Below are 17,414 nucleotides of genomic sequence, written 5' to 3'. Positions count from 1 at the left end.
CCATGGCTCCGCGGTCTAGACTCACGCCAGCCCGCGCGTCGGCCACCCCTGGAGAGGGCGCACTCCGGGGCCTCGGACGGCGTGGGCCCGCCGTCGGACCGACGTCCGACGGCCGAGACCGAGCAGAAGGATCCGCGCATGCCGCGTCAGAGAATCGCAGCACCCGGAGCAGCCCACCCCCTCCGCGCCCTCTCGGCACTCGTCCGGCTCGCACGGGCCGACGGCCCGGGGGACGCCGCGAACCGCGCGACGCTGTGCCGCGTGTGCGCGTGGGACCTGGAGGAGCCGGGCTGGACCCTCGACGGGCCCACGCACGCGATCTGCGACTGCTGCGGGGCCGAGAGCGGGGTCGAGGACACCACGCCCGAGCGGATCATCGCGTACCGGCGTCGCTGGACCAGGGGTGGCCACGTCTGGTTCGACCCGTCCCGCATGCCCGTGGGGTGGTACTACGACGACGAGCTCCCGTACGACACGCAGGACCGGTGGCACGCGTCGACCCACCAGGGGTAGTCACCGGGCAGGGACGTGCAGGCGCCGCCCTCCCGCCCGGTGGTGCCGGTACGGAAGGACGGCGCCTCGACCCGGGACCTACTCGCGCCCTGCGAGGTGCCGGCGGCGGGCCGCGACGATCGCGAGGCCGAGCACGACGAACAGGACCGAGACCCCCGCGAGCAGCGCGACGTCAGCACCGGTCGAGGCCAGGTCGCCGTCGGGCGTGGTCGGGACCGTCGGCGTGGGCGTCGGGGTCGGGGTCGGTGCGGCGTCGGCCGTGTTCGTGACCACGACCTCGGCTGTGGTGCCGCCCTCGACCACGAGCCGGTTGGTCCCCTGTCCGTCGACCGTGATCGTGGGCGTGCCCCACGTGACACCCGGGACCCCCGGCAGCGAGATCTCCTCGAACGTGACGACCGTGCCCACCGGCAGGTCCTGGGGCCCGAGGACGAGCGTCCCGTCGGCGGGCACCTGGACGTCCTGGCTGACCGTCGTCCCGTTCACCGCGTAGGTGTAGCGCACCGTGAACACCGTGTCGTCGGGCACCTGCGAGTCGCCGTCCCCCGTCAGGGCCTTGGCGATCGAGAAGCCCCCGACGGTGCTGACGAAGGTGTTCGTCACCGTGACCACGGCGATGCCCGCCGCGCCCGTGCCGACCACGACCTCGGCCGGGTCCACGGTGGCCCCCTCCCACTCGAACGTGGTGTCGGCGAAGTCCCCGGGCTCGGCCACGAGCGCCGCCTCGGTGAAGCTGCACGTGCTCCCGACCGGGAACCAGGCCTCGGCTCCGCCCACGGTGGGGCGGGCCGTGGCCCCCGCGGCGACGCTCACGGTCCCCGAGGACACCGCGGGCTCGACGGCTTCTCCGTCGACATAGGCCCCGGCCGAGCACTGCCAGTCGACGGCGAAGGTCCGGCCGCCCACGTAGCCGTCCCCCGGTCCGCTCACGACCTTGGCCACGTCGACCGTGCCGAGCAGCACGTTGGCGATGCCGATCGTGATGTTCTGTCCGTCCTCGGTGACGGTGAACTCGTCGGTGACCTGCCCGTCGACCGTGAAGACGGGGTCGGCCCACTGCCGGTCCTCGACGTCGACCGGCACGAGCTCTCCGTCCACGTCCTCGTAGACCCCGTCGAGGTTCTCGAGGATCACGCACGTGACGTCGAGAGGGAGGTTGTCGAAGACCGTGACCTCGTCGGCCTTGACGGACCACCCGGCGATGAAGATCGAGTCGTCGGCCAGCGTGCAGCGGGCCGAGCCCGTGAAGACGAGGTCCGTGAGGCCCGAGCCCGGGGCCACGCTCTTGGTCACCGTGAGGGAGCCGGACTCGGTGGGGAGCGGCGGCACGTCGTCCTCGCACGGGAACGCGTAGTTCCACGGGTAGTTGTGGTGCTCGGTGCCCGCACCCCCCATCGTGTGGTCGCCACCGACGAGGATGCGCCCGTTGGTGCTCGTGGTCGCCGTGAGGTCGATGTCCGGGCCCATGATCGACCCCATGAACTGACCGTTCTGACCGATCGACACCTGGGTGTCGCCCGTGAAGTTCCACATCAGGCTCGACGCGAAGGCCCCGAACCCGGGGAAGCCGAACGCGTCGACCCGCACGCCGTCCGCGGTGAAGTCCTGAGGGGAGAAGTCCACGGGCCCCCCGGTCACGTTGACCACGATCGAGTCGCCGTCCGGGATGCCGTTGAACTGGATGGCGTTCGAGCCGTCGAGGGTCGCCCCGTCGATCTCGAAGACCTGGAGCCCCGAGTGGGCAGGGTCGTCGGGGCCTGCTGTGAAGATCACCGTGCCGTCCGTGCGAGCCGCCGTGCCGTTCGCCGTGAGTGCGGCCAGCTCGGCCGAGACGTCGATCATCTCCTGGGGGAAGACGTCCGGGTCGTACGGGGACAGCGCAGGGCCCTGCCCCATGTTCTCTATGGCTCCCGCGCCGTTCGTCCGGAGCCGCGAGTCGTCGTCGATCACGCCGCCGACGTGCACGGCGCCTCCCCCGGCGGTCCCCGCACCGACGTCCACCATCGAGGTGAGACCGATGGTCAGGTCACCACCCACGGCCAGCATGGTCGATCCGGGTGTGGGCACCGAGCCCGAGCCCGCACCCACGACGCCGACGTTGAAGATCCCGTCCCGCTCGAAGCTCGCGTCCCCGTGGACGACCATCAGGCCCTCCGACTCGGCCGCGTCCTCGTTCGCCGTGAAGTCCCCGCCGACGTAGACCGCGACCGCGTTGTCCGTGAACAGCGGCGGCCCGACGGTGCCGTCCGAGTCCCCGGTCGGGCACGTCGGCAGCTGGTCGGCCGCAGCGGGGGCGACGAACGGCCCCAGGGCTGCGGCCCCGAAGGTCATCACCGCCCCGAGCACGAGCACCGACGTCGAGGCGACCAGCCTTCGGCGCGTGGGCGCCGCCGCTCGTCCGAACCGGGAGGTCTCAACGGTCATGGCACGCCCTTCCTCGTCGCGTGGTGACAGTCTCGGGTGGAGAGCTGGACCGGGCAACCGGTAGGTATTCGCCGGGCGAGCCGGGCCGGTCACGGCCCCGTGACCCGCCGGTGCACGGCGTCGAGGTCGGCGCGCCGCACGAGCACCCCGTGCGCATCGCGCTCCCAGCACCGACCGGCCGCGTCGGAGAACGTCATCAGGACCACCTCGGCCTCGGAGGTGGCTATGCCGGTCGCGGGGATCTCGATCTCGGTGGCCTTGTCCGCGGGCACGAGCACCTCGAGGTAGCGACCGACGTACGCAGGCGACCCGGCACCGGCCAGGGTGCGCAGCGTGACGTCGTAGACGGGGGCGTCGGAGGTGTTGATGACCCGCAGGACGCGCAGCCCGTCGTTCTGGTCGCCGTCCAGCTCGTCGTCGTCCGCGAGGACCAGGACCTCGGGGGCTTCCCTGACCCACGCGGTCACGCGCTCCGCTTGGTGCCGCTCCTCCTGGTCGAGGTGCTCGCGTCGGTACGTCTCGCCTCGCCTGACCTCACGCTGTGTGGACCACACGGCCCACACCACCGCAGCGAGCGTCCCGATCGCGATGAGCGAGTTCAGGACGAACGTCAGGACCAGCTCGTTCTCGACGATCCAGGCTTCCACGAACTGATCTTGGCGCGCCGTGGTCCGTAGCGCACGGGCACGGCGGCGACGGGGGGACGGGAGGACGTCCGGTCTTCCCTCCCCCGTTCACCGCGCCCTCGTCAGCCGACCGTGGTCAGCCCCAGACGAGCGCCTGGGCCGGGTCCTCGAGGATCTTCGCGACGTCGCTCAGGACGTAGGCGCCGAGCGCGCCGTCGACCAGACGGTGGTCGAAGCTCAGCGCGAGCTGCGTGACCCAGCGCTTCTTGATCTTGCCCTTGTGGACCCACGGCTGCTCGCGGATCGCGCCGAACGCGAGGATCGCGGCCTCGCCCGGGTTGAGGATCGGGGTGCCGGTGTCGATCCCGAACACTCCCACGTTGGTGATGGTGATGGTCCCGTCGGACATGTCGGCGGGCGTGGTGCGCCCGGCGCGGGCCGTGGCCGTGAGGTCGGACAAGCCCTGCGCGAGCCCCTTGAGGTCGAGGCGGTGCGCGTCCTTGATGTTGGGCACGACGAGCCCGCGCGGCGTGGCGGCCGCGATCCCCAGGTTCACGTAGTGCTTGTAGACGATCTCCTGAGCGGCCTCGTCCCAGCTCGCGTTGATGTCGGGGTGGCGGCGCACCGCGAGCAGCAGGGCGCGGGCCGTGATGAGCAGGGGCGTGACGCGCACGTCCTTGAACTCGCGGTCCTCGCGGAGCTTCGCGACGAGCTTCATGGTCTTGGTGACGTCGACCGTGTGGAACTCGGTCACGTGCGGGGCCGTGAAGGCGCTCTGGACCATGGCCTCGGCCGTGCGCTTGCGCACCGACTTCACGGGCACGCGCGTCTGGCGCCCGTCGGGGGTCACCGAGGAGCCGGTGCCGGCGTCGTTGAGCCAGGGCGAGTCGTCGCCCGCGTAGGTCGCGAGCGTGCGCGGCTCGGAACGCGCGCTGTAGGCGAGCACGTCCTCGCGCGTGATGATCCCGCCGGGCCCGGTCGCGGGCACCGACGCGAGCTCGACGCCCAGGTCGCGCGCGAGCTTGCGCACGGGGGGCTTGGCGAGCACGGTGCGTCCGGCGGTCGCGGCCGAGACCAGGGCACGGATGGGGCCCGACGGCGCAGGTCGCACGGGTGCTGCGGCCGCCGGTGCGGCGACGGGAGCGGCAGGCGCGGCGACGGGAGAGGTGGGCTCCGCCGTCGGGCCTGCGGGGGACGCCGCAGCCACCGAGGCGCCACGGCGCGGGCGGCGCGCGCTCGCCTGCTCGGCGACGCCGTAGCCGACCAGCACCGCACCGCTGCCCGACGACTCCACCGCCGCGGGCTCCGCGGCCGGTGCCCCGGCGGACGGGGCTCCCGACGGGTCGGTGTCGACCACGATGATCGGCACGCCGACCTCGACCGTGTCTCCCTCGGCGACGAGCAGCTCGGCGACGACACCCGTGTACGGGGACGGGAGCTCGACGAGCGACTTCGCCGTCTCGATCTCCACGATCGTCTGGTTCACCGTGACCTCGTCACCCACGGCGACGTGCCACTGCACGATCTCCGCCTCGGTGAGTCCTTCGCCGGCGTCAGGGAGCTTGAACTGCTCGAAGGTGGGCACTGCCTGCTCCTCGGGTGATCGTGGTGCTGTGGTCAGGGGGTGGTGCGACGGGCCGGGCAGGCCGAGAGGTCCGGGCCTAGAACGACATGGCGCGGTCGACCGCGTCGAGGACACGGTCGAGGCTCGGCAGGTACTCGTGCTCGAGCTTGGCGACGGGGTACGGCGTGTGGAACCCGCCCACGCGCAGCACGGGCGACTGGAGCGAGTAGAAGCACTCCTCGGTCACGCGGGCGGCGATCTCAGCACCCGAGCCGAGGTAGGTCGCGGCCTCGTGCACCACGACGCAGCGCCCGGTCTTGCGGACCGACGCGACGACGGTCGCGGTGTCGAGCGGCGAGATGTTGCGCAGGTCGACGACCTCGATGCTCGTGCCCTCGGCAGCGGCGGCCGCCGCGACCTTGAGCGCGGTCGGGACGGTCGGGCCGTACGCGACGAGCGTGAGGTCCGTGCCCTCGCGCACCACGACGGCCGAGTTGAGCGTCGAGTCGCCCACCGGGCCGTCGAGCACGACGTCGCCCTTGTCCCAGTAGCGGCCCTTGGGCTCGAAGAACAGCACGGGGTCCGGGGACGCGATGGCCTCGCGGATCATCGAGTAGGCGTCCTGCGGGGTCGAGGGCGACACGACGCGCAGCCCGGGGGTGTGCGCGAACAGGGCCTCGGGGCTCTCGCTGTGGTGCTCGACCGCGCCGATCCCGCCGCCGAACGGCACACGGATGACCACGGGGAGCTGGAGACGACCGCGCGAGCGGTAGTGCATCTTGGCGAGCTGGGTCGTGATCTGGTCGTAGGCCGGGAAGATGAAGCCGTCGAACTGGATCTCGCACACGGGCCGGTAGCCGCGCAGCGCGAGCCCGATCGCCGTGCCGACGATGCCCGACTCCGCGAGCGGCGTGTCGACCACGCGGTCCTCGCCGAAGCTCGCCTGGAGGCCGTCGGTCACGCGGAAGACGCCGCCGAGGGGGCCGATGTCCTCGCCCATGAGCAGGACCTTGGGGTCGCTCGCGAGCGACGCGCGCAGGCCCTCGTTGATGGCCTTGCCCAGCGTGAGGCGGGACGTGGTGGTTGCCGTGGTGGTCGGCGCGCTCATCGTGCTCCTCCGTGCTGGTCGTGCGTGCGGGACGCGCCGTCGTCCGCGAAGGACGCCTCGTACTCCTCGAACCACTGGCGCTCGGCCGTGACGACCGAGTGCTCGGTCGCGTAGACGTGCTCGAACATGGACTCGGTCGAGGGGCGGCCCAGGCCGCGGACGAACGTCCGCAGGCGCTCGCCGAGCGCGTCGCCCTCGGCCGCGAGGTCCGCGGCCCACTGCTCGTCCCAGGCGCCCTCGGCCTCCAGGAGGAGGCGCAGGCGGTCGATGGGGTCCCGACGACGCCACACCGCCTCCTGCTCGGAGGTCCGGTAGCGCGTGGGGTCGTCCGAGGTGGTGTGGGCGCCCATGCGGTAGGTGTACGCCTCGATGAACGTGGGGCCGCCACCCGAGTGGGCCCGCTCGATCGCCTCGGCCGTCGCGGCGTAGCACGCGAGGACGTCGTTGCCGTCGACGCGGACGCTCGGGACGCCGAAGCCGTGCGCGCGCTGGTAGATGGGCACGCGCGACTGCTTGGTCGTGGGCTCGGAGATGGCCCACTGGTTGTTCTGGCAGAACAGCACGAGCGGCGCGTTGTTGACCGCGGCGAAGACGAGGGCCTCGCTCACGTCGCCCTGGGACGTGGCGCCGTCGCCGAAGTAGGTGACGACCGCGGTGTCCTTGGCCGGGTCCCCCGTGCCGACCAGGCCGTCGCGCTGGACGCCCATGGCGTACCCCGTCGCGTGCAGCGTGTGCGAGCCGATCACGAGCGTGTACAGGTGGAAGTTGTGCTCCTCCGGGTCCCAGCCGCCGTGGTCGACGCCGCGGAACTGGCGCAGGATGTCGGCGAGGTCGAGACCGCGCGTGTGGGCGACCCCGTGCTCGCGATAGGACGGGAAGACGTAGTCCTGCGGGGACAGTGCGCGACCCGACCCGATCTGCGCGGCCTCCTGGCCGAGCGACTGCGGGAAGAGGCCCAGCTCGCCCTGGCGCTGGAGCGACGTCGACTCGTCGTCGAACCGGCGGGTCAGGACCATGTCGCGGTACAGGCCGCGCAGCGCGTCGGCGTCCAGGTGGGCGACGCGCTCGCGGTAGGCCGCGTTCTCCGGGGTCTCGACCCGGACGCCGGCCGGGGTCAGGAGCTGCAGGAGCTCGGCGTCGACCGGGAGACCTGCCCCGGTGTCGACCTGCGGGTCAGCGGAGGACCCGACCTCGGGATCTGCTGCAACGGCGGTGTTCTGCTGGTTCACACGCTCTCCTTGGGTGCGGCCGGAGGCGGGGGCCCGGGTCGCTCGGGGGGTCGGTCCTCGGTCGTCTCCGACCGAACCTACGTTACCGTAGCTTACGCAAGCGTAGGCTACGAGTGCGTAGCTTCCTCCGCCATTGGAGGACAAACCTGGCCCGCCCGTCTTTGGAGGTTCCCTCCAACGACCTGTGACCCTTTCCCAGGTCTCACGGGGAGCGGCGGGGCGGATCGTTGGCACAATCCGTCAGGTCCGGCGCGCGTCCGGCCGGACGCGCGCTCGCGCGTCGGCCGGACGGTCGGGGGTCTGCCCCCGCGACGTCCGGGGGCCAGGGGGTCAGCCCGGCGGGTACGTGCTGGAGTACCCGGCCTGCGCCCGCAGTGCGTCGCGCTCGCGCGTGACGGGCCACGTCGAGAACGCGAACACCAGGAACATCACGATGTTCAGCAGGGGCACGATCCCGACGAGCACCCACCATCCCGAGTAGCCGGCCTTGCGGATGATCTGGATGTAGGCGATCAGGAAGATGATCGCGACAGCGGCCCAGATGATCAGGGCAGCAGTGCCGAAGAGCCAGCTGTACTCGTCCGGGATCTGGTCGACCGTGGGAGTGTCCATGCCGCGAGTCTTCTCTCGGTGGACCCCTCCGGCAACAGGTACCGGCTACCGCCAGCCCGCCGCGACCCGCAGGAACGCCTCGGTCGCCTCCTCCTCGCCCACGCTCACCCGGATGCCCTCGCCCGCGAACGGGCGCACCAGCAGACCGGCGGCCGACGCGCCCACGGCGAGCTCCGCCGTCGGGCCGCCGAGGGGGAACCACACGAAGTTCGCCTGCGTCTCCGGCAGGTCCCACCCCTGGTCACGCAGACCCTCGACCAGGCGCTCGCGCCGCGCGACCAGGTGCTCGACGCGCTCGAGCAGCTCGTCCTTGACCGACAGCGCCGCGAGCGCCGCACGCTGCGCGACGTGCGAGACGCCGAACGGCGTCGAGACCGCGCGGATGCCCGCCGCGAGCGCCGGCTCGGCGACGGCGTAGCCGACGCGCAGCCCCGCCAGCCCGTAGGCCTTGGACAGCGTGCGCAGCAGCACCACGTTGGGGTGCGCCGCGAGGACCGCGAGGCCGTCGGGAGCCTCGGGGTCGCGCACGAACTCGAGGTAGGCCTCGTCGAGGACCACCAGGACGTCGCCCGGCACGGACGCGAGGAACGCGTCGAGCTCGCCCGCGTGCACCACGGGGCCCGTCGGGTTGTTGGGCGTGCAGACCAGGACCACCCGCGTGCGGTCGCTGATCGCCGCGGCCATCGCTGGCAGGTCGAGGCGACCGTCCCGGGTCACCGGGACGCGCACCGACGTGCCGCCCGCGACCGCGACCGCGATCGGGTACGCCTCGAACGAGCGCCACGGGTAGACGACCTCGTCGCCCGCGTCCACGACGGCCGACAGGATGTGCGCGAGCACGGCCACCGATCCGTTGCCCACGACGACCTGCGCCGCGTCGACGCCCAGGTCGGTCGCGAGGGCCTCGGTCAGGTCGGTCGCGTACATGTCCGGGTAGCGGTTGGTGTCCGCGGCCGCGTCGACGATGGCCGCGACGACCGCGGCGGGCGGCGGGTAGGGGTTCTCGTTGGACGACAGCTTGAACGCGCTCGCCCCGGGCGCGAGGCGCGCGCCCGGCACGTAGGCCGGCAGGGCGGCGACGGCGGCACGCAGGGGCACGCGGGGGGCCTGGGACGCTGACGCTGGTGCGGACGTGGGCACGGAGGGCGTGGGGCTGGTCACGCCCTCCAGGATGCCACCCCGCCCAGCAGCCCGACGGCGGCGCTCACCTCGCGGGCCGGGTGCTGCGGGCGACCGAGCGACCGCGTGTGCGGGCGACCGGGCGACCGCGTGTGCGGGCGACCTCTCCCACCGGGCGGTGGCAGGATGACACGCATGAGCTTCGTCATCCGCGTCATCGTCACCGGCATCGCGATCTGGCTCACGAGCCTGTTCATGAGCAGCCACTTCGAGATCGTCGGCTCCGACTCCGTCGGCGGCCAGATCGTGATCGTCCTCGCCGTGGCCCTCATCTACTCGTTGGTCAACGCGATCATCAAGCCGATCGTCCAGGTCATCTCGATCCCGCTCTACATCCTCACGCTGGGTCTGTTCACGCTCGTCGTGAACGCCCTCATGCTGATGCTCACGGCGTGGATCACCGAGCAGACGGACTGGGGCATCCGGATCGAGGGCGGGTTCTGGTGGGCGATGCTCGCCGCGCTCATCATCGGTGTCCTGAACTTCGCGATCTCCGCGGTGGTCGCGCCCAAGTCGCGGGTCTGACCGCGCGCCCGGGCCGAGCGCGGGCCGAGCCCGTCGGCAGGACCCGCCCCGGATCGGCGCCGACCCTGGAGAGGGACACCCATGGGCCTGTGGAGCGACACGGCGGACGGGCTCGTCGTCCTGCCCGACGGGCGCCGTGTCCGCGGTCGCGGCCTGCACGCGGGACCGCCTGACCTGACCGAGCCCCCGGAGCTCGGCCTCTATCTCACCGCGCGGCCGCACGTCGAGGTCGCCTGGGAGTCGCGGTGGATCAGCTGGCCGGACTTCCGCCTCCCCCGCTCGCCGTCGGACGCGGTCGCAGCGCTCCGGGACACGTTCGAACGCTCGGCCTCGTCGCGGGTGGAGATCGCGTGCGACGGCGGCACGGGCCGCACCGGCACCGCGATGGCGATCCTCGCCCGGCTCGCCGGGATCCCGGGCGACGACGCCGTCGCCTGGGTCCGTGCGCACTACCGCGAGCGCGCGGTCGAGACCCCCTGGCAGCGGCGCTTCGCCGCCGGCGTCGACCTGTCTCGCTGAACCGTCCACGGCGGACCGCCGTCGTGGCCGTGCCTCAGCCACCCCGCGACTCCTCGAGCCCTTCGACGAGAACCCCGACCGCCCCGAGCGGGGTCAGGGCGCGAGCCGCGGCAGCGGGATCGAGCTCGAGCGCCCCGCGGAAGTAGCGCGCCTCGACGCGTTGCCCTGACACGGCCTCGTCGATCGCGGCGAGGTTGTCGGAGAGCCCCGGCTGGCCGACCTCGCGCGCCCGGCCCAGGACCGCGACGTGGAACGGCACGCCGTGCGGCACCTTCCCCCCGGTACCAGGTGCACCCTGGGCCTCCAGGTCTGCGCGGACGGTGACACGGTCCCGGCCGACGGGGTTGTCGGTGCCGTCGAGCTGGGAGACGCCCTCCTGCTCGATCTCGACGTGCGTGCCCCGCACGCCCGCAGGCAGGCTCGCCCCGCCCACGGGCGCGCCGGCGGTCAGGACGTGCCGGACGTCGTAGCGGGCGGCTCCCCCCGGAGCCCCGGTGGCGCCCGCCCCCGCGGCGGCCCCCGTCGCCGCGGTCGCGACGGCCATCGCGACCATGCCTCCCTGCGAGTGCCCCACGATCACGACCTCCTCCCCGGCAGGGATCTCGGCCTGCCGCATGGCCTCGAGGACGAACGCCGTGCTGTCCGCGTCGGCGCCCTGCACCAGGTCGAAGTTCGAGGTCATGCTGAACGGGGTGGTCGAGCTCCCCAGCTGCGTGCCCGGCACCGTCACGACCCAGGTCGCACGGTCGTCCACCCCGACGTACTTCTCGACCGACACGACCGAGTCGGGCAGGTCGTTGCCCTTGCCGTAGACCACGTCGATCCCCGACAGCAGCGCCTCGGCACTGTGCGCCACCGGTTTGGTGAACCCCGCGGGCAGGGCGTCGCCCTGCAGCTCGGTCGTCGTGACGTCCCGGGCGAACAACCCCCGGTACGACTGCGACACCCCGCGCAGCACCCCCGCGGCCTGGCCCACGCTCGACGTCCCCGCCAGGCCCGCCCAAGGCACCTGCCTGACGATGCCCACGCTCGATCCCCGGACGGCCTCGTCGTGGTAGGCGCCGGAGCCGGTGAGGAGCCGCGAGAGCTGGATCCCGTGACCCGTCGCCACGCCCTTCACGACGTCCACGACCCCCATGCCCATCACGACCCCGATCCCCACCCCGGGCACGCTCGCGAGCCACGAGACAACGGCCTCGGCACCGGACTCGCCCTCCTCGTAGATCCCGGCGGCCTTCCGGAGGCGGTCGATCAGGCCCTGGAGAATCCCCTCGGCCGACACGAGCGCATCGGTCAGAGCCACGATCTCCTCGAGCAGCACCGCGCGGGCCGCGACGACCTCCGCCGGCACCGGCACCCAGGAGCCGGGCACCCCTCCGAGCGAGGGCGCCCCGGGGTAGCAGGCCGCAGCCCCGTCGACCCAGCGGACCGACGACGACGGTCCGGCGAGCGACCCGCTGACCAGGCCGTGCGCGCGGCGCGCCTCGACGAGCGCGGCATCGACGCGCTGCACGGCCAGCCCGACCACGAGCGCGGCCGCGACCAGGTCGGCCGTCTCCACGAACGTGACGCCTCCCGAGACCACGATCCCCGCGGTCGGGTCGGACGTCCCGCTCATCGCAGGCTCGCCTCGGCGTTCGCGGTCTCGAGGGTCCGGACGTACCTCGTGGCCGCTCCCACAGCCCCGTCCGCGACCCGGTCCACGCGGTGCAGCTCGCGGACGGTCTCCTCGACGACGGCCCGGTATCCCTCCGAGGCGTCGCCCCGCCAGGCGATCGCTGCGCTCCGGTTCACGAGGGGGATCGCTGCGGCCGCCTGAGCGGCCGCCTGCTGCAGCTCGGGCCGTGGATCGACCACCTCGAGGGCAGGAGACCAGGCGGACGTGGCACCGGGGAGAGGGGCGGGGGTCGACATGCGCACGACCGTAGGGTCGTCCCCGGGCGCTCCGTCCGGCCGTCAGGCCCGGCTGTGGAGAAGCGTCGTCAGCGCTGGGCCTGTGCACGGCCAGATGGCCTCGCCGCCGGCACCTGCCCTCCCGCCGCCCGACCGCGAGACGCCCGCTCCGCCGTCGGGCACCCGTGGGAGAATGGCGCCATGCCTACGGACTCCGCCGACTCCGCCGCGCCTGTGACCACCCCCCAGCGCGCCACGCTCGCCGACATCACCCCTCCCATCGCCCTGGGCCCGCTCGACGGGCGCTACCGCGGCGCCGTCGCGCCCCTGGTCGACCACCTGAGCGAGGCCGCGCTCAACCGCGAGCGCCTCCACGTCGAGGTCGAGTGGCTCATCGCCCTCACCGAGGGGCCCGTGGTCCCGGGCGCGCCCACGCTGAGCGACGCCGAGAAGACGTACCTGCGCTCGATCGTCACGGACTTCGACGCCGCGGGCATCGCCGAGCTCGGCGAGATCGAGCGCGTCACGGTGCACGACGTCAAGGCGATCGAGTACTACATCAAGCGTCGCCTCGAGGCCGCCCCGAGCGTCCTGGGCGAGGGCACGGTCCTGCCGTCGGCGGGCGAGCTGGTGCACTTCGCGTGCACGAGCGAGGACATCAACAACCTGTCGTACGCGCTCATGGTGCAGGGCGCGGTGCGCGACGTGTGGCTGCCCGCCGCGACGGCCCTCGCGGACCAGCTCGCGGACATGGCGCGCGAGCACGCGGCCGTCCCGCTGCTGAGCCGCACGCACGGCCAGCCTGCGACGCCGTCGACGCTCGGCAAGGAGCTCGCCGTGCTCGCGCACCGCCTGCGCCGCCAGCTGCGCCGCATCGAGGGCGCCGAGTACCTCGGCAAGCTCAACGGCGCGACGGGCACGTACGGCGCGCACACGGTCGCGGTCCCCGGCGTCGACTGGCCCGCGGTCTCGAAGTCCTTCGTCGAGAGCCTCGGCCTCACGTGGAACCCGCTCACGACGCAGATCGAGTCGCACGACTGGCAGGCCGAGCTCTACAGCGACGTGGCCCGCTTCAACCGCATCCTCCACAACCTCAGCACCGACGTGTGGACGTACATCTCGCTCGGCTTCTTCAAGCAGATCCCAGTGCCGGGTGCGACGGGGTCCTCGACCATGCCGCACAAGGTCAACCCGATCCGCTTCGAGAACGCCGAGGCGAACCTCGAGATCTCCTCGGCGCTGCTCGACACGCTCGCCTCGACGCTCGTGACCTCGCGCCTCCAGCGCGACCTCACGGACTCGACGACGCAGCGCAACATCGGCCCCGCGTTCGGCCACTCGCTGCTCGCGGTGGACAACGTCTCGCGCGGGCTGCGCGCCCTCGCGGTCAACGCGGACCTGCTCGCCGCGGACCTCGACGCCAACTGGGAGGTGCTCGGCGAGCCCATCCAGTCGGCCATGCGCGCGGCCTCGGTCGCGGGCGTGCCCGGCATGGAGAACCCGTACGAGCGCCTCAAGGACCTCACGCGCGGGCACCGGCTCACGGGCGAGGAGATGCGGGAGTTCGTCCAGGGCCTCGGCCTGCCCGGCGACGTCACGCGCCGCCTCACCGACCTCACCCCGGGTACGTACACGGGCATCGCGGAGCAGCTCGTGGGCGAGTACCTGGACTGAGTCCGGGCATGTGGGCTGCCGAGAGCTCATCTGCGCCGCCGAGAACGGGGTTGCGGTCGTCATCCGACGGATAGCGACCGCAACCCCGTTCTCGTCGCGTCGATGGCGCGTCGTGGGCGGAGCGGGCACCCTCATGCCGGGTCAGGCCGTCGTCAGGTCTCCGCCGGTCGATCTCTTCCTGCGCTCGGCGGCCTGGTCACCGATCCGGTCGACCGTCCAGCGCAGTGCCAGGAACGTCGCGGCCGCGACGAGGAGCAGGACAAGGACGTCTGCGCGCTCGTACCCGTAGAAGGGGTAGGTGCGCGACCCGAAGATCCCCACGCGTCCGATCATGAACGCCGCGAAGATCCCACCGAGCAACGGCACCGCGTCGCGCGTCGCCTGGATCACCACGAGCACGACCAGCCCCACGACCACCGGCACCACGATCGTGCCGGTCGTGAGCCGCCAGATCGGCGACAGGTATCGCCACGACGGCCCGGCCCCCGTGAACTCGCCCCAGGCCAGCGCGGCGAGCACCGTGGCGATACCGGCTGGAGCGATGCCCCAGCGCCACCCGTAGGGCCGTTCGCCCGTCCGGGTCCGTTCGACCAGGGCGAGCGCGAACGCCGCCATGCCCACGACCCACACGGCCTCGACATAGGCCGCCTGCAACGCGTCCTGCCAGATCATCACACCCAGCGCGACCGTCGAGACGACGGTTCCCGCGACGACGAGGGTCCGGCCGGTACGGAGGAGACCGCACAGCACCAGGACGAGACCCGCCCCCCACAGGACCCACCCCGGCGCGAACGGGTGGCTGGACACGGCGAGCCACGGGCCGCGATGTCCCAACGTGACGGCGGCCGCCACGAGGGTCTTGGCGGCCGGAACCATCAACAGGAGCGGCAGCACGAGCACGAGGAGCGTCGCGGCCGATCGTCGGCGTCCCGGGGTAGGTCCGAGCGGGACGACCGCCCACTCGCGCACAGCGGCCAGCACCAGGTCGCGGCGCTCGGCCGGCGACGGACGGGACTGCCCGGGACGCGCGCCGTCGAGCAGGTGCCCGAGCATCTCGGCCTCGTGCTCACGCCGATACGAGTACGGGAAGAGCCGCAGGAGGCGGCGGTAGTCGCGGACGAGCACGGGTGCGACGGGCAGCGCCTCGTCGGCGGATCCCGCCTGCTCGGGACCGTCGGCGGTCATGCGGGCACCGGCCCGGTGCCCAGGCCCGACGGCGCCGCACCGGTCGATCGGCTGGGCGCGGCGGTCCGTGGGCTGCGCCGGGCGCCCAACCGTTCCAGGGCGCGTCGCGCCTGGGCCTCGGCTCGGTGCGCCTCGGCCTCGAGCCGCACCCCGCCCGCGGCCGTGAGCCGGTAGTACCGGCGCAGTCGCGAGTCGACGACCTCCTCGTGGTCGACCTCGACGAGCCCCGCGGCGGCGAGCCGGTCGATCGCGCCGTAGAGCGTCCCGACGCGCAGCGTGATGCGGCCGTCCGAGCTGACCTCGACGTCCTTGGCGATGCCATAGCCGTGCAGCGGGCCGGCAGCGAGCGCCGACAGGATGAGGAACGCGGGTTCCTGGAGCGGTTTGGATGCCATGCCGAGGAACATACTCTCGTCACAAATATATAGCGCAACGACACTCCGGCGGTCCGACCCCTCGGACCTCAGCAGCCTCGACCACCTCGAGAACGAGGTTGCGGTCACTCTCGGGTCCCCTGGCGATTGCGCCCTCGTTCTCGGCCGGGCACGCGCCGCCGCGCGACACCCTTGCTGTGGCGCAATCCTTCACAATATGTAAGAACTGTGAAATTCTCTTCCATGCATCTGACCCGTACCAACGGAGGCATGGACATGACGCACCACCCGAGCGACCCCACCGCGGACGCCCCCGCTCCCACCACCCCCTCGCCCGAGGTCACCGGCCTCGGCCGTCGGGGCTTCCTCACGCTCGCGACCGCCGGCGTCGCGGCCAGCACGCTGAGCGTGACGATCGGCTCCTTCTCCCCCGCTGCAGCCGCGACCGCACCCGTCCCTGCGACGGGAGCTGCGCCGTCGGGCCCTGTGCCGCGCAAGCGCGAGCTGCGCGCCATGTGGATCTCGAGCGTCGTCAACATCGACTGGCCCTCGGCCGCCGGGCTCAGCGCCGAGCAGCAGAAGGCCGAGTACCTGCACTGGCTCGACGTCGCCCAGCAGTACCGGCTCAACGCCGTGTTCGTGCAGGTCAGGCCCACGGCCGACGCGTTCTGGCCCAGCCCCTACGAGCCGTGGTCGCAGTACCTGACCGGCACCCAGGGCAAGGACCCCGGCTACGACCCGCTCGCGTTCGTCGTCGAGGAGTCGCACCGGCGCAACATCGAGATCCACGCCTGGTACAACCCGTACCGCGTCTCGATGCAGGCGGACCCCGCCCAGCTCGTCCCCGAGCACCCTGCCCGCCAGCACCCCGAGTGGGTATGGGCCTACGGCGGCAAGCTCTACTTCGACCCGGGCATCCCCGAGGCGCAGGAGCACATCCAGCGCGCGATCCTGCACTCGGTCGAGAACTACGACCTCGACGGCGTGCACTTCGACGACTACTTCTACCCCTACGCGGTCGCGGGGCAGACCATCCCCGACGCGCACACCTACGCGACGCACGGCGCGGGCTTCGCGACCGTCGAGGACTGGCGCCGCCACAACGTCGACACGTTCGTGCAGTCCATCTCGCAGCGCATCAAGGCGACCAAGCCATGGGTCAAGTTCGGGATCAGCCCGTTCGGGATCTGGCGCAACGCCTCGACCGACCCGCGCGGCTCGGCCACGAGCGGCTCGCAGTCCTACGACATGCAGTTCGCCGACACGCGCAAGTGGGTCACCGAGGGCTGGCTCGACTACATCAACCCGCAGATCTACTGGCAGATCGGGCTCGCCGTCGCGGACTACGCGAAGCTCGTGCCGTGGTGGGCCGAGGTCGCGGCGCAGTCCGGCACGCAGCTCTTCGTGGGCGAGGCGCTCTACAAGGTCACGTCGGGCGTCTTCACCGACCCCGCCGAGATGTCGAACCACCTGACCTTCACGCAGCAGGTCGACGCCGAGGTCGCGCCCGTGCTGGGCAACGTCTACTTCTCGGCCAAGCACGTCCCCGCCGACCCGCAGGGCTCCATGACCCGGGTGCTCGAGGACCACTACCGGCACCCCGCGCTCGTGCCCGCGATGCCCCGGCTCGGGGTCTCACCGCTGCGCGTCCCGGTCCTCGCCAACGCCCGGCGAGTCCCCGAGGGCGTCCGGCTGCACTGGAACGACACGGGCCCTCGCAGGACCCGGGCCACGGCCTTCGCGATCTACCGGGTCGAGGGCGACGCCCGCCGCATCGACATCGAGGACGCCGCCAACCTCGTCGCGACCGTCCGCACCTCTGGGCACGTCGTGCAGGACTGGGTGGACGAGACCGCGCTCACCGGGCACCGCTACACCTACGTGGTCACCGCGCTCGACCGGCTGTGGAACGAGTCGCGCCCCAGCGAGGCGCGCCGGTCCGTCTGACCTGACCCTCTGGGCTCAGGCCCGACGAGAAGTGAGTAGATG

Annotated in this window: 16 protein-coding genes; 5 read left to right on the top strand and 11 right to left on the bottom strand. The window is 72.4% G+C overall.

The window, feature by feature from the left end; all coding sequences use genetic code 11:
- Positions 1 to 138 precede the first annotated feature (138 nt).
- On the top strand, positions 139 to 513 hold the full coding sequence (locus ASE27_RS00505; protein WP_056761014.1) for a hypothetical protein: 375 nt from the start codon (positions 139 to 141) through the stop codon (positions 511 to 513).
- Between the two features lie 78 nt (positions 514 to 591).
- Here ASE27_RS00505 and ASE27_RS00500 read toward each other — a convergent pair whose 3' ends face one another.
- The 7 genes from ASE27_RS00500 to hisC all read right to left on the bottom strand — a co-directional run bounded on the left by ASE27_RS00500 (position 592) and on the right by hisC (position 9,174).
- Positions 592 to 2,937 carry a choice-of-anchor A family protein gene (locus tag ASE27_RS00500; RefSeq protein WP_056644573.1) on the bottom strand — a complete coding sequence of 782 codons (2,346 nt, stop codon included), beginning with the start codon at positions 2,935 to 2,937 and terminating at the stop codon, positions 592 to 594.
- An 89-nt stretch (positions 2,938 to 3,026) separates the two neighbouring features.
- Positions 3,027 to 3,584 (bottom strand): hypothetical protein, encoded by a 558-nt coding sequence (locus ASE27_RS00495; protein WP_056644571.1) that lies wholly within the window; start codon positions 3,582 to 3,584, stop codon positions 3,027 to 3,029.
- 115 nt (positions 3,585 to 3,699) lie between these two features.
- The gene (locus ASE27_RS00490) at positions 3,700 to 5,148 is read right to left on the bottom strand and encodes a dihydrolipoamide acetyltransferase family protein (protein ID WP_056644570.1); all 1,449 of its coding nucleotides are present in this window, start codon (positions 5,146 to 5,148) and stop codon (positions 3,700 to 3,702) included.
- 76 nt (positions 5,149 to 5,224) lie between these two features.
- The gene (locus tag ASE27_RS00485; RefSeq protein WP_056644568.1) at positions 5,225 to 6,235 is read right to left on the bottom strand and encodes an alpha-ketoacid dehydrogenase subunit beta; all 1,011 of its coding nucleotides are present in this window, start codon (positions 6,233 to 6,235) and stop codon (positions 5,225 to 5,227) included.
- Complete coding sequence (gene pdhA / locus ASE27_RS00480; RefSeq protein ID WP_056646445.1) at positions 6,232 to 7,362, bottom strand: pyruvate dehydrogenase (acetyl-transferring) E1 component subunit alpha; 1,131 nt, start codon at positions 7,360 to 7,362, stop codon at positions 6,232 to 6,234. Before pdhA ends, ASE27_RS00485 begins: the two co-directional genes overlap by 4 nt.
- Before the next feature lie 432 nt (positions 7,363 to 7,794).
- Positions 7,795 to 8,076 carry a DUF805 domain-containing protein gene (locus ASE27_RS00475; protein WP_200955864.1) on the bottom strand — a complete coding sequence of 94 codons (282 nt, stop codon included), beginning with the start codon at positions 8,074 to 8,076 and terminating at the stop codon, positions 7,795 to 7,797.
- Between the two features lie 45 nt (positions 8,077 to 8,121).
- Entirely contained in the window at positions 8,122 to 9,174 is a 1,053-nt protein-coding gene (gene hisC, locus ASE27_RS00470) for a histidinol-phosphate transaminase (protein WP_235535313.1), read from the bottom strand.
- A 216-nt stretch (positions 9,175 to 9,390) separates the two neighbouring features.
- Here hisC and ASE27_RS00465 point away from each other — a divergent pair, with 216 nt between their 5' ends.
- The gene (locus tag ASE27_RS00465) at positions 9,391 to 9,780 is read left to right on the top strand and encodes a phage holin family protein (RefSeq protein ID WP_056644566.1); all 390 of its coding nucleotides are present in this window, start codon (positions 9,391 to 9,393) and stop codon (positions 9,778 to 9,780) included.
- 81 nt (positions 9,781 to 9,861) lie between these two features.
- Positions 9,862 to 10,299, top strand: coding sequence for a protein-tyrosine phosphatase family protein (locus ASE27_RS00460; protein WP_056644564.1), 438 nt, complete (start codon positions 9,862 to 9,864; stop codon positions 10,297 to 10,299).
- 34 nt (positions 10,300 to 10,333) lie between these two features.
- On the opposite strand, the gene ASE27_RS00455 is transcribed toward ASE27_RS00460, so the two are convergent.
- Together ASE27_RS00455 and ASE27_RS00450 are read right to left on the bottom strand one after the other, a co-directional pair.
- Positions 10,334 to 11,917, bottom strand: coding sequence for an alpha/beta fold hydrolase (locus ASE27_RS00455; protein ID WP_056644562.1), 1,584 nt, complete (start codon positions 11,915 to 11,917; stop codon positions 10,334 to 10,336).
- Positions 11,914 to 12,213, bottom strand: a complete 300-nt coding sequence (locus tag ASE27_RS00450) for a hypothetical protein (protein ID WP_056644554.1) — start codon at positions 12,211 to 12,213, stop codon at positions 11,914 to 11,916. The genes ASE27_RS00455 and ASE27_RS00450 overlap by 4 nt, the downstream gene beginning before the upstream one ends.
- A 180-nt stretch (positions 12,214 to 12,393) precedes the next feature.
- Here ASE27_RS00450 and purB point away from each other — a divergent pair, with 180 nt between their 5' ends.
- The gene (gene purB, locus ASE27_RS00445) at positions 12,394 to 13,866 is read left to right on the top strand and encodes an adenylosuccinate lyase (RefSeq protein ID WP_056644550.1); all 1,473 of its coding nucleotides are present in this window, start codon (positions 12,394 to 12,396) and stop codon (positions 13,864 to 13,866) included.
- 141 nt (positions 13,867 to 14,007) lie between these two features.
- On the opposite strand, the gene ASE27_RS00440 is transcribed toward purB, so the two are convergent.
- Both ASE27_RS00440 and ASE27_RS00435 read right to left on the bottom strand, forming a co-directional pair.
- Complete coding sequence (locus ASE27_RS00440) at positions 14,008 to 15,051, bottom strand: hypothetical protein (RefSeq protein WP_056644546.1); 1,044 nt, start codon at positions 15,049 to 15,051, stop codon at positions 14,008 to 14,010.
- Entirely contained in the window at positions 15,048 to 15,446 is a 399-nt protein-coding gene (locus tag ASE27_RS00435) for a PadR family transcriptional regulator (RefSeq protein WP_056646437.1), read from the bottom strand. Before ASE27_RS00435 ends, ASE27_RS00440 begins: the two co-directional genes overlap by 4 nt.
- Before the next feature lie 222 nt (positions 15,447 to 15,668).
- Between ASE27_RS00435 and ASE27_RS00430 the strand changes: the two genes are divergently transcribed.
- Positions 15,669 to 17,372 (top strand): glycoside hydrolase family 10 protein, encoded by a 1,704-nt coding sequence (locus ASE27_RS00430; protein ID WP_235535312.1) that lies wholly within the window; start codon positions 15,669 to 15,671, stop codon positions 17,370 to 17,372.
- Positions 17,373 to 17,414: the final 42 nt, after the last annotated feature.

Origin of the sequence: Oerskovia sp. Root918, from assembly GCF_001428945.1 — a bacterium.
Taxonomy (GTDB): domain Bacteria; phylum Actinomycetota; class Actinomycetes; order Actinomycetales; family Cellulomonadaceae; genus Oerskovia; species Oerskovia enterophila.
Note: the sequence above shows the minus strand (reverse complement) of the source record. Positions and strands in the feature narration are given on the sequence as shown.